Below are 11,036 nucleotides of genomic sequence, written 5' to 3'. Positions count from 1 at the left end.
GCCCCGGGCGGGGGGGGGGGGCAGGGCGACGGGCCCACCCCCGCCGGGTGGTGCGCCCTTCGCCCGCCGTGGCGGGGGTCAGTCCTCGTCGAGCCCGGCGTCGCCGGCGTCACTGCCGTCCGGGGTGCCGCTGATCGCGTACCCCTGGCGGCGGGCCTCGTAGCAGGCCACGGTCGCGGCGGCCGAGACGTTCAGCGAGCCGACCCGGCCGAGCTGCGGCACGAAGGCGACGGCGTCGCAGAGATCGAGCGCCTCGGGCGTCATGCCGCGGTCCTCGTGGCCGAGGACGAAGGCGACGGCCGGGGTCAGCGCGGTGCCGAACAGCGGCGCGGCATCGTCGGCCAGCTCCAGGCCGACCACCTTGAAGCCGTCCGCCTTGGCGGAGGCCACCGCCTCGGCGACGGTCGGGAAGTGCTCGACCTTCAGGTACTTGTCGGTGCCCATCGCGGCCTTCTGGGCGCCGGACGAGCGCACGGAGGGGGTGTCGCCGGTCAGGTACAGCTTCTCGGCGCCCATCGCGGCGGCGGTCCGGACGACCGAGCCGACGTTGAACGGCGACTGCAGGTTCTCCAGGATCATCGCGAGCCTGAACTCGTTGCTGCGCCGCCACTGGCGGTGCAGGCGCTTCAGGTCCGTCCCGCGGAGCTGCTTCACGACGTCGTACCTCGTCCACTCTTGGGGCCCTCGGGGCGGGGCCGCGCTTCCAGAATCCGGAACCCGTTGACCGACGTGACGCGGGTGGTCGGGTACCCCTGCTCGTTCAGCCACTTCTGCAGCGAGTCCGAGCCGAGGTTGCGCTGGACCACCAGGAAGGCCGAGCCGTCCGGGATGAGCCGGCCGAGCCACTGGTGGAGCAGCTTGCGCAGGGCGGCCTTGCCGATCCGGATCGGCGGGTTGGAGTAGATCGCCGCGAACCGCAGGTCCGCGGGGACGTCCTCGGGCAGTGCGGGGTGCACGTTGCCCAGCTTCAGTGCCTGCGCGTTGAGCTCCACCAGTTCCAGGGCGCGGGTGTTGACGTCCACCGCCCAGACCGGCAGCCGCCTGCGGCGGCTCGCCCAGGTCAGCGCGATCGGGCCGTAGCCGCAGCCGACGTCCAGCAGCGGTCCGCGCACCCGCGGCGGCGGCGCGTGCTCCAGCAGGATCCGGGTCCCCGGGTCGAGTCGGCTGCGGGAGAAGACACCGGTGTCGGTGGTGAGTTCCAGGGTGAGGTCCGGGAGGTTCACCGTGATCGGGCGGCGTTCGCTGGCGACCTCGGGTGCACCGGTGAAGTAGTGCGAGCCGGACATGCTTTCCCCGTCGTTCGTAAGGGCCTCGGGGCCACCGGGTGGGTGTGGGTAAGCCCTGCTGGTACGGCACTGATCGTACCCCCGGCGGCCCGGGGCCCGGCAGCCGCGCAGCTCGCACCGGGTGCGCGGCGGCCGGGCCGGGCTGCGCGGCTACAGGGTGCCCGGGGTCTTGCGGGTGGCGATGTTGATCCGGTTCCAGGCGTTGATCGTGTAGCAGAGCGAGATCAGCTGGGCGAGCTCCTGCTCCTCGAAGAGCGCGGCGGCCCGGGCATACACCTCGTCGGAGACGCCCTCGCTGATCCGGGTGATCTCCTCGGCCAGGGCGAGGGCGGCCTGCTCGCGCTCCGAGTAGACGCCGGCGGGGGCCTCCCGCCACACCGGCAGCAGGTAGATCCGCTCGTCGCTCTCGCCGGCCTTGCGGGCGTCCTTGACGTGCATGTCCAGGCAGTACGCGCAGCCGTTCAGCTGCGAGGCGCGGACCTGCACCAGCTCGACCAGGGCCGGGTCGAGGCCCTCGCGGGCGGCGGCGTCCAGCGCGATCATCGCGCGGAAGACCTTGGGGGCGGTGCGGGCGTAGTCGAGGCGGGGGGCGCTGTCGTTCGTCGTCATGATCACCACCCTAGGGGGCGACTGCACCCCCGGCATGGTGCACTTCCGACCCGTTTCCGCGGGTCAATTCGCGCGTGGCGGCGCCGCCCCCCGCCCTGCCGCGGACGGCCCGGCAACACGCCGGGGCCGGGCCGACGCATCGCGTCCGGGTCGGCGGCGGCGGATACTTCCAGTACCTTCCGGTACCTCCCGGGCCTGCCCCACCGCCCCTTCCGGTACCGCCACCAGGCCCGTGCGACACTCCGAGCAGCAGCGAGGACGGATGCCATGCCGCAGAACCACGAGGACTATCTGGACGAGGTCGACGAGGCGGTCGAGTCGGACGACGCGGCCCCCGAGGGCGACGAGTACGACGAACTGGCCGAGCGCCGCGCGCTCGGCGCCGACCCGGCCACCGAGGTCGCGGACGCCGCCGAGCAGAGCCGGACGGTCCCGCTCGACGAGGACGAGTACCGCGAATGACCGCCCCGCGGGGCCGCGCTACAGCGCGCCGCGCCGCTGCAGCCAGGTGAACGACGCCCAGCCCGGCAGCACCGGCAGCAGCAGGGTGAGCAGCCGGTAGAGCACCACCGTGGCCGCCGCGCCGGCCGGGTCCATCGAGGCGGTCTGGGTCAGCAGCCCGGCGAGTGCGCCGTCCACGGCGCCCACCCCGCCCGGGGTGGGCGCCGCGTTGCCGATCGCGTTGCCGATCAGGAACACCACCGCGACCGAGGCGAAGGCCGGCTCGCGCCCGATCGCCCGGGCGCAGCAGTACAGGCAGGCGACCAGGCAGAGCGAGACCAGCAGCTGCCCGGCGACCCCGACGGCCAGCCGGCCCGGGCTGCGCAGCAGGTCGAGCAGCCGGGGCAGCACCTCGGAGGTCAGCGGACGCAGCCGGGTGGCCAGCCACTGCCGGGCCCGCGGCACCACGGCGACCAGCGCCAGCAGCACCCCGGCGCCCGCCAGGCCGCCGACCACCGCCTGCAGGGCCTTCAGCTCGGAGTCCGAGCCGGACTCCGCGCCCGGGTGCTGGCCGAGCAGGTAGACGAAGGCGCCCAGCTGCAGCAGGTGCAGCACCAGCCCGAGCAGCTGGCCGACGCCGACACTGGACAGCGCCTGGGCGGTGGGGATGCCGGAGCGCTGGAGGAAGCGGGTGTTCAGGGCGACCCCGCCGACCCCGCCGGGCGAGACCAGCTTCACGAACGAGCCGGCGACCTGGGTGAGCACCGCGCTCGGGAAGTGCAGCCGCTCCGGGACGAAGCCGACGAAGCCCATCGCCGCCGCGAGGTGGCTGGCGGCGGCGAGCAGCAGGGCCAGCGCCAGCCAGCCCGGGTCGGCGTCCGCCATGGTGGCGATCGGGTTGTTGTCGGCGGTGAAGAACTGCGGCAGCAGCAGGCAGGCGGCCAGCACGCCGCCGCCGACCGCGAGCAGCATCCGGGGCCGCAGCCGCTCCAGCTTCACCGGCCGGCCGGGCGCCTGCGGCCGGCTGCGCAGGACCTCGGCCCGGATGGCGTCCAGCAGCTCCGGCACGGGGCCGGCCGGGGGCGCACCGGCGGGTGCGGCGGCGGCCCGCTCGGCGGCCTGGCGCAGCCCGGCCCGCTTCAGCTCGGCGCGGGTGGCCCGGGCCAGCGCGATCGGCTGGAGCAGCGGCAGCGCCGCGCCGACGGCGTCCGGGCCGAGCACGGCGACGGCGGTGCGCACCGCGCGTTCGGCGCCGACCCGCAGGGCGAGGGTGGTCAGCAGCTGAGCGAGGTCGCAGCGGAGCACCAGTTCGCTCGCCGCGATGTCGCCGTCGGCGAGGTCCACCAGGTGCACCGCGCCGGCGGCGTCGACCAGGACCGAGCCCGGTACCAGCGCCCGGTGCGAGATCTCCCGGCGCTGCAGCAGCCCCAGTTGCGTCCAGGCGTCGGTGAGCAGCCCGTCGGTCAGCTCCTCGTCGGCGAGTTCGTCGAGGGTGCGGCCGGGCAGGTGCTGGTAGGCGACCAGCGCGGTGTCCCGGGTGAGCTGGACGGTGGCGGCGATCCGGCGGGTGCGCACCCCGGCGGCCAGCGCCGCGTACGAGACCAGGGCCTCGTGCTCCAGGCCGGTGCGCAGGCTGCGCAGGGCGCGCGGGTGCGGGGCGGTGCGCAGCCGCAGCCGGCGCCAGGCGCGCTGGAACAGCGCCGCGGTGAGCGCCTGCAGGTCGAGCAGCTGGACGTCCAGGTCGGGCCGGCCGTCGTACTGGCGGACCAGGTAGCGGTCGGGGGCGACCGGGCGGGCGTCCAGTGGGCGCAGGCCCGCCTCGCGCAGGCTGCGCAGCAGCTGTTCTGGCCGGGGCCGGGGGTCCGGGGCGCCCACCGCGTAGAGGGTGCCGTGGGCGACGGTGCTGCCGAGCAGCAGCGCGAGCAGCAGGGCGAGCGGGGTGGCGTACCCGCTCGCCAGGCCGGCCAGGGCGGAGAGCGCGAGCGCCAGCCGGGGCAGTCGCCGTTCGCGGGCGCCGGAGGCGGTCAGGAAGGCGAGGACGGGGGCCAGGTAGCCGTAGACCGGTTCGGTGGGATCGGGGCCGGTGGGCGGCAGGTGGGTGAGCGAGAGGGCGAGCGAGTCGGGGGCCGGTCCGGCGATCCACAGGTCGAGGGCGAGCGAGACCCCGTAGGCGAGGACGGCGGCCAGCAGTCCGTCGGCCAGGTGCTGGGCGGTGCGCCGCCGGTCGGGGCCGAGCAGCCGGCGGCCGGCCGACCAGACGGGCACCAGCAGCAGACCGGCGGTGGTCAGGGCGGCGGCGACGGCGGCCACCGGGCCGGGTATCAGCCCGGCGAGCTGGGCGACGTCGGCGTCGATGCCGACCGCGGTGCCCTGGGCGAGGTCGGCGAGGAACAGGGTCAGGCCGATCGCGGACAGGCCGAGCAGCAGCCGGATCAGCGCCACCGGCTGCCGGACCCGGCCCTCGCCGACCGGCGGGGCGGGCGCCGGGGCGGGCTGCGCGGGGATCCGGGCGGGCGTGCCGGGGCTGCCGCCGTCCCCGGCGTCGGGGACGGGGCCGCCCTGTTTCTCCGTCGTGATGGCCACGGGGCATGCTCCCACGGCCGCCCGCGCGGTGGGGCGTGTCTCGGTGCGCGGGCCGGGCCCGCCGTCACTACCCTGCGACCATGAGCGCCTGCGAAGACCTCTCGGCGGCCCCTCGGGACATCGATCCTGCCCCTCCGGCGGACGGCTGCGCCGAGTGCCTCGCGCAGGGGCGCCGGGACTGGGTGCACTTGCGGATCTGCCTGGACTGCGGCCACATCGGCTGCTGCGACTTCTCCCCGCAGCGCCACGCCGCGGCGCACTTCCACAACAGCTCGCACCCGGTGATCCGCTCGTACGAGCCGGGGGAGGACTGGCGCTGGTGCTACGTCCACGAGCTGATCGGCTGAGCACCGGCCGGCGGGTGGCAGTGGGCGGACGGGTGGCGGCGAGCGGTGGGTGGGCGGCGGCCGGTTCGGGGTGGATCGGCTAAAATCCGGACATAACGCCCGTGCGGCCCCACCGTCCGGCACTTGCGCGGCCGGTGACCGCCGAAGGGAGGTCGACGATGACCAAGCGAACGACCGGCAGTACCGGCAAACTCCGCCGGGGCACCCAGGAACTGCTCGAACGCCGGGGCATGGCGGCGAGCCCGAAATCCGTCCCCCCGGGCCCGGTCGGCAGCGCCCCACCCTCCGCCGGCGGCTCCCGCTCCGGCCAGAGCCCGTTCCGGCACGGCGGGCGCGACTCCGGCACCGCGGCCGTGCCCGCGGCCCCGGCGATGCACGCCGAGCTCAAGGGGCACCGCCACCGCGGTGCGGAGAAGCACTCGGCGCACTGAGGTCCCGCAGGGGCGGGAGGGCCAGGACCCTCCCGCCCCTGACGCCTGCTCGGGCCGCGACCCCGGGCTCTCCCGGGGTCGCCTCGGGGTCGGACCGGGGGCGTCCCCGGATGGCCCGGGCGCCCCGCACCGGAAGACTCGTCGACGAAGGCCGCGGAAGTGCCGCGGCCCGAGCACCCGTCGGGGAGTCAGCCGTGAACCAGCCCGTGCAGCGCCGCAGTCGGACCACCGCCCTCGTCGCCGGTGCGCTGCTGGCCGCCGCCGTCACCGTGGCCGGCGCCCCGGCGCTCGCCCACGACCGGCCCGCCGGTCCGGGCAGCACGGTGGCGGGGACGCTGCGCCCCGGCGCCCCGCTGGACCGCGCCGGACTGACCGCCGCCCTCGCCGAACTGCCCGCCGACCGCTACACCGGAGCGCTGGTGGAGGTCGGCGGCCGCGGCGCCCACTGGTCCGGGACGACCGGGGCGGACGTCTCCGCGGACGCCCGGTTCCGGATCGGCTCGATCTCCAAGGTGTTCACCGCGACGCTGGTACTGCAACTTGCCGCCGAGGGCCGGCTCGACCTGGACGACACCGTCCAGCGCCACCTGCCGGGGCTGCTGCCCGACTCCTACCGGCCCGTCACCGTGGGGCAGTTGCTCGACCACACCAGCGGACTGCCGGGCGGTGGCCCGGAGCTCGGCGACGGCAGCGCCCGCTGGTTCGCCGAGCACCGCACCAGCTCCTGGGCGCCCGCCGAGGTGGTCGCCTCCGCGGTGGCCCAGCCGATGTCCTTCGAGCCCGGCACCGCGCAGCAGTACAACGGGATCAACACCTTCGTCGCCGGGATGCTGGTCGAGAAGGTCACCGGCCGCGGCTTCGCCGAGGAACTGCAGCGGCGGATCACCCGCCCGCTCGGCCTGCGCGACACCTACCTCCCGGCCGCCGGCGAACTCGGCCTGCGCGGCCCGCACAACCGCGCCCACCTGGACGTGCCCGGCGCGGACGGCGCCCCCGCCACCCGGATCGAGGTCACCGAGCAGAGCGCCTGGCCCTGGGCCGAGGGCGGCATGGTCTCCACCCCCGCCGACCTGGAGCGCTTCCTGACCGCGCTGCTGCGGGGCCGGCTGCTGCCGCCCGCCCAGCAGGCGGAGCTGTTCGCCGTCCCCGACCTGCCCAATCTGCGCAACCGCACCTGCGACATCGGTCCGGCGGCCGGCCGCGCCTGCTTCAGCAAGGGCCTGATGCGCACCACCCTGCCGAACGGCACCGTCCTGTGGGGCAAGACCGGCTCGCGTCCCGGATACACCAACGGGGTCTTCGCCACCCGCGACCTCGGCCGCACCGTCGTCTACTCGTTCAACCCCACCGGGATCGGGGGCGCCGACCTCGACACCATCTGGCGGGTCGTCACCACCGCGTACGGCAGCGGGCAGAAGTGGTGAGCGCGCTGTCGGTGCCCTGCGGTACGTTGCGGCCGATCATCCGGAAGCGCGGACGGCTGGGGCGGCGGACATGAACGACACGGGTGCGACGGTGGCGGCGCCGGAGACGGACGAGCCGCTCGAACGGCAGCTGGAGAAGTACCGCACCGAACTCACCGGCTACTGCTACCGGATGCTCGGCTCGATCTTCGAGGCCGAGGACGCCGTGCAGGAGACCATGGTCCGCGCCTGGCGCGGCCACCGGGGCTTCGAGGGCCGGGCGGCCCTGCGCTCCTGGCTGTACCGGATCGCCACCAACGTCTGCCTCGACGCGCTCAACGGCCGCAACGGGCGGGCGCGTCCGATGGACCTCTCCGGCCCCTCCACGGTCGCCACCGCGAGCCTCGCCCAGCAGCCCGAGGTCACCTGGATCGGCCCCGCCCCGGACGGCCGGGTGCTGTCCGCGAACGCCGACCCGGCCGAGGTGGCCGCCCAGCGGGACTCGGTGCGGCTGGCGTTCGTCGCCGTGCTGCAGCGGCTCGCCCCCCGCCAGCGGGCCGTCCTGGTGCTGCGCGAGGTGCTGGGCTGGAAGGCGGCGGAGGTGGCCGAACTGCTCGGCACCACCGTCGCCTCCGTCAACAGCGCCCTCCAGCGGGCCCGCGCGGTGCTCGCCGCCGACGGCTCCGCCGCCCGCCCGGCCGCCGCCCTGGACGACGACCACCGCGCCCTGCTCGACCGCTACGTCCGCGCCTTCGAGCAGTACGACATGGACGGCCTGGCCGCCCTGCTGCACGAGGACGTCACGCTCAACATGCCGCCGTTCGAGCTGTGGCTCCGGGGGAAGGCCGACATCCGCGCGTGGATGCTCGGCCCGGGCAGCGGTTGCCGGGGCTCGCGGCTCGTCCCGGTCGAGGCCAACGGCGGCCCGGCCTTCGGGCAGTACCGGCCGAGCCCGGACGGCGGGTACGAGCCGTGGGCGCTCATCGTGCCGGAGCTGTCAGCGGGCCGGATCACCGGGCTCACCAACTTCCTCGACACCGACGCGGTCTTCCCGCTGTTCGGGCTGCCCGAGCGGCTCGACGGGTAGCACGCCGGCCAGTCCGGTCAGTGCGAGCAGCTCCCGCAGGTCGCCGCCGGCGCCGCGCAGCCGCAGCTCCAGGCCGTGGCGGCGCAGGGCCAAGCGCAGCCGGGCGAGCGCGTCCAGGGCGGGCAGGTCGCATCCGTCGAGGGCGGTGACGTCGCAGATCAGGGTCTTCGGGTGGGCGGTGCTCGTGGATTCCATGCGGAGGAGACCGGACGGGGCGGCCGCGCTCATCGGTCCCGGCGCGGGTCCGCCCGGAATCTCCCCGCGGCGCGGAGCTCGCGGCGGTACCACCGGCCCGGCCGGCCGCCGAAGTCGGCCGCGCCCGTCCCGGTGAACCCGCTGCGCCGCAGCACGGCCGCCGAGGCCGGGTTGTCCAGCGTGGTGGCCGCGGTCAGCGCGGTGAGCCCGTACACCTCGGCCGCCGTCCGGCACACCTCGGCGACCGCGGCGACGGCCAGCCCGCGGCCGGTGAAGCGCTCGCCGATCCGGTAGCCCAACTCGGCCTCGCCGTCCGCGACGTCCACCAGGTTGACCCGACCGGCCAGCTCCCCGTGCCCGTCCAGGACGACGTGGAAGTGGCAGGTGCCGGCCTCCTGTTCGGCGAGCAGCGCCCGGTGCCGGTCGGCGAACTCCGCGAAGTACGCGTCCCCGCGGTCCGGCACCGACCGGGCGAAGTACCCGCGGTTCTCCCGCTCGAAGGCCAGCAGGGCCCCGGCGTGCCCGGCCCGCAGCCGCTCCACGATCACCATGCCGGGCAGCGTACGCCCCTACCGGGCCCGGGGGTCGACGAATTCCGGCTGGTCCAGGACGCGCAGCCAGCTGCCGTCGGGCTGCCGGCGGACGACCTGGGCGCGGGCCCCGGCGCCGTCGCTCGGCGGGGTGGAGGTCAGGGCGAGGTCGCCGCTGCGCAGGGTCGGCAGCGGCGGCTCCGGCACGAACTGCGGGCGGTTCTCCAGGACCCGGGCCCACAGCTCGCGGATCGCCTCGCGGCCGACGGTGGTGCTGCCGGGCGGGAAGGCCATCACCGCGTCCTCGGCGTACAGGGCGGCCACCCCGGTGGCGTCGCCGGCGTTGGAGCGCTCGACGAACAGGCGGGTGAGGTCCTCGGGACGCTCGGCCTTCTCGTAGGCGTCGTACTCCGTCGCGGTGCGGTGCTGGGCCGCGGTGCGGTGCTGGGTCGCGGTGCTGTGCTGGGTCACGGCGTACTCCTGGGCTCTCGGGGCCGGGGGTTCTCCCGTTCCCCCGCTGCTTCCAGCCTCGTGCAGCGATGATCAGAACTCCAACAGATGGTTCTGCTGGGATCTAGAATCCACAGTCATGGAACTGAGGCAGCTGGAGTACTTCGTCGCCGTCGCCGAGGAGCGCAGCTTCACCCGCGCCGCCGAGCGGGTGCACATCAGCCAGTCCGGGGTCAGTGCGCAGATCCGGCAGCTGGAGCGGGAGTTGGGGGCCGAGCTGTTCGACCGGTCGGCGCGCTCGGCCGGCCTGACCGAGGCCGGCCGGGCCGCCCTGGAGCACGCCAGGGCCGCGCTCGCTGCGGCCGGCTCGGTCGGGCAGGCGGTCGGCGAGGTCACCGACCTGATCCGGGGCCGACTCACCGTCGGCATGGTGACGGGCTGCACCGTCACCCCGCTGTTCGACGCCCTCGCCGCCTTCCACCGGGCGCATCCGGGCGTGGAGTTGGTGCTCGTGGAGGACGGCGCCGAGCGGCTCGCCGAGGCCGTCCGCACCGGTGCGGTGGACCTCGCCCTGATCGGCGCGGCGGCCGAGACCCCGGACGGGCTGGAGGCGCTCACCCTGCTCAGCGAGCGGCTGGTGGCGGTCGTCCCGCCGGACCACCCGCTGGCCGGGCGAACGGAGCTGGGCCTGGCCGAACTGGTCCGGCACCCGGTGGTCTGCATGCCCGCCGGCACCGGTCTGCGCGCCGTGTTCGACCGCTGCTGCGCCGGGCTCGGCCTGCGTCCGGCCATCGCGCTCCAGGCGAGCGCCCCCGACGCGATCGTCGACCTGGCCGTCCGGGGCCTCGGTGTCGGCCTGCTCAGCCGCTCGATGGCCGAGGCCTACGGCGCCCGCGTGGTCGCACTCCCGCTCGCCGACGCCGACGTCCCCGCCCTGCTCGCCCTGGTCTGGCGGCCGACCCGCGCCCCGGCCCTGCGCGCGCTGCTGGGGCACTGCCGCCGGGAGTTCGCTACGGCCTGAGCGGCGGGCCCGGGCGGCCGCGGGGGCGGCGTGCAGAATGGGCGGGGGACCACGGCGGAGCGGGCGACCCGGCCCGTACCGGTGGGCGGGTCCGAGCGGACGGAGGAGGTGCGCCATGGCGGACGAGCCGCTGCGCTCGCGCGAGGAGTGGCTGGCCTCGCTGCCGCGGATCTACGCGGCGGCCGGCGGGGTGCTGCGCGACGAGTCGGGCCGGATCCTGATCGTGAAGGCGGGCTACCGGGAGCACTGGCAGTTCCCGGGCGGCACCATCGACCTGGGCGAGGGCCCGGCGGAGTGCGCCGCGCGGGAGCTGGCGGAGGAGACCGGGATCGTCCGGGCGGCGGGCGACCTGCTGGCCATCTCGTGGACCCACGCCTCGGCCGAACTCGACCACCCGGCCGAGCACTTCCTCTTCGACCTGGGCACCGTCCCGGACGATACCCCGGTCACCGTGCCGGCCGGCGAGCTGGACGACTACCGCTGGGCCACCGAGCAGGAGGCGCTCGACCTGCTGGGACCCGCCCGCTCGCTGCGCCTGCGGGCCGCCCTGGAGGCGGCCCGGGACGGCCGGGTCAGGATCGTCACCACGCACGTGTCCGGCTTCTGACCCGCCGTCCGGCGGAGCGCCGCGGCCCCGCGGGGCTGCGGGGCCG

The 11,036-nt window shown here is 75.8% G+C and carries 14 protein-coding genes; 7 read left to right on the top strand and 7 right to left on the bottom strand.

Features of this window, described 5'->3' with window-relative positions:
- Positions 1-78 precede the first annotated feature (78 nt).
- The 3 genes from ACWGB8_RS36040 to ACWGB8_RS36030 form a co-directional block, all read right to left on the bottom strand.
- A complete protein-coding gene (locus ACWGB8_RS36040) occupies positions 79-654 on the bottom strand; it encodes a TrmH family RNA methyltransferase (RefSeq protein ID WP_452217885.1) in 576 nt (191 codons plus the stop codon).
- Positions 651-1,286, bottom strand: coding sequence for a class I SAM-dependent methyltransferase (locus ACWGB8_RS36035; protein WP_452217884.1), 636 nt, complete (start codon positions 1,284-1,286; stop codon positions 651-653). Before ACWGB8_RS36035 ends, ACWGB8_RS36040 begins: the two co-directional genes overlap by 4 nt.
- A 150-nt stretch (positions 1,287-1,436) precedes the next feature.
- Entirely contained in the window at positions 1,437-1,895 is a 459-nt protein-coding gene (locus ACWGB8_RS36030; protein ID WP_452217883.1) for a carboxymuconolactone decarboxylase family protein, read from the bottom strand.
- A gap of 267 nt (positions 1,896-2,162) precedes the next feature.
- Between ACWGB8_RS36030 and ACWGB8_RS36025 the strand changes: the two genes are divergently transcribed.
- A complete protein-coding gene (locus ACWGB8_RS36025) occupies positions 2,163-2,357 on the top strand; it encodes a hypothetical protein (protein WP_452217882.1) in 195 nt (64 codons plus the stop codon).
- 18 nt (positions 2,358-2,375) lie between these two features.
- On the opposite strand, the gene ACWGB8_RS36020 is transcribed toward ACWGB8_RS36025, so the two are convergent.
- Positions 2,376-4,919 (bottom strand): lysylphosphatidylglycerol synthase domain-containing protein, encoded by a 2,544-nt coding sequence (locus tag ACWGB8_RS36020; protein WP_452217881.1) that lies wholly within the window; start codon positions 4,917-4,919, stop codon positions 2,376-2,378.
- An 80-nt stretch (positions 4,920-4,999) separates the two neighbouring features.
- Between ACWGB8_RS36020 and ACWGB8_RS36015 the strand changes: the two genes are divergently transcribed.
- The 4 genes from ACWGB8_RS36015 to ACWGB8_RS36000 all read left to right on the top strand — a co-directional run bounded on the left by ACWGB8_RS36015 (position 5,000) and on the right by ACWGB8_RS36000 (position 8,187).
- A complete protein-coding gene (locus tag ACWGB8_RS36015; RefSeq protein WP_452217880.1) occupies positions 5,000-5,266 on the top strand; it encodes a UBP-type zinc finger domain-containing protein in 267 nt (88 codons plus the stop codon).
- Positions 5,267-5,424: 158 nt separating this feature from the next.
- Positions 5,425-5,697, top strand: coding sequence for a hypothetical protein (locus ACWGB8_RS36010; RefSeq protein WP_452217879.1), 273 nt, complete (start codon positions 5,425-5,427; stop codon positions 5,695-5,697).
- A 194-nt stretch (positions 5,698-5,891) separates the two neighbouring features.
- Positions 5,892-7,121, top strand: a complete 1,230-nt coding sequence (locus tag ACWGB8_RS36005) for a serine hydrolase domain-containing protein (protein ID WP_452217878.1) — start codon at positions 5,892-5,894, stop codon at positions 7,119-7,121.
- A 70-nt stretch (positions 7,122-7,191) separates the two neighbouring features.
- Positions 7,192-8,187 carry a sigma-70 family RNA polymerase sigma factor gene (locus tag ACWGB8_RS36000; RefSeq protein ID WP_452217877.1) on the top strand — a complete coding sequence of 332 codons (996 nt, stop codon included), beginning with the start codon at positions 7,192-7,194 and terminating at the stop codon, positions 8,185-8,187.
- Here the strand turns inward: ACWGB8_RS36000 and ACWGB8_RS35995 are convergent.
- The 3 genes from ACWGB8_RS35995 to ACWGB8_RS35985 are packed head-to-tail and all read right to left on the bottom strand — an operon-like array spanning position 8,098 to position 9,275.
- On the bottom strand, positions 8,098-8,382 hold the full coding sequence (locus ACWGB8_RS35995) for an STAS domain-containing protein (protein ID WP_452217876.1): 285 nt from the start codon (positions 8,380-8,382) through the stop codon (positions 8,098-8,100). The genes ACWGB8_RS36000 and ACWGB8_RS35995 overlap by 90 nt on opposite strands.
- Positions 8,383-8,411: 29 nt before the next feature.
- Positions 8,412-8,933 (bottom strand): GNAT family N-acetyltransferase, encoded by a 522-nt coding sequence (locus ACWGB8_RS35990; RefSeq protein ID WP_452217875.1) that lies wholly within the window; start codon positions 8,931-8,933, stop codon positions 8,412-8,414.
- Positions 8,934-8,951: 18 nt separating this feature from the next.
- Positions 8,952-9,275 (bottom strand): YybH family protein, encoded by a 324-nt coding sequence (locus ACWGB8_RS35985; protein ID WP_452217886.1) that lies wholly within the window; start codon positions 9,273-9,275, stop codon positions 8,952-8,954.
- 226 nt (positions 9,276-9,501) lie between these two features.
- Here ACWGB8_RS35985 and ACWGB8_RS35980 point away from each other — a divergent pair, with 226 nt between their 5' ends.
- Both ACWGB8_RS35980 and ACWGB8_RS35975 read left to right on the top strand, forming a co-directional pair.
- A complete protein-coding gene (locus tag ACWGB8_RS35980) occupies positions 9,502-10,383 on the top strand; it encodes a LysR family transcriptional regulator (protein ID WP_452217874.1) in 882 nt (293 codons plus the stop codon).
- A gap of 115 nt (positions 10,384-10,498) precedes the next feature.
- A complete protein-coding gene (locus ACWGB8_RS35975) occupies positions 10,499-10,990 on the top strand; it encodes an NUDIX domain-containing protein (RefSeq protein ID WP_452217873.1) in 492 nt (163 codons plus the stop codon).
- Positions 10,991-11,036 lie beyond the last annotated feature (46 nt).

The sequence above is a fragment of the Kitasatospora sp. NPDC054939 genome (assembly GCF_053610105.1).
Note: the sequence above shows the minus strand (reverse complement) of the source record. Positions and strands in the feature narration are given on the sequence as shown.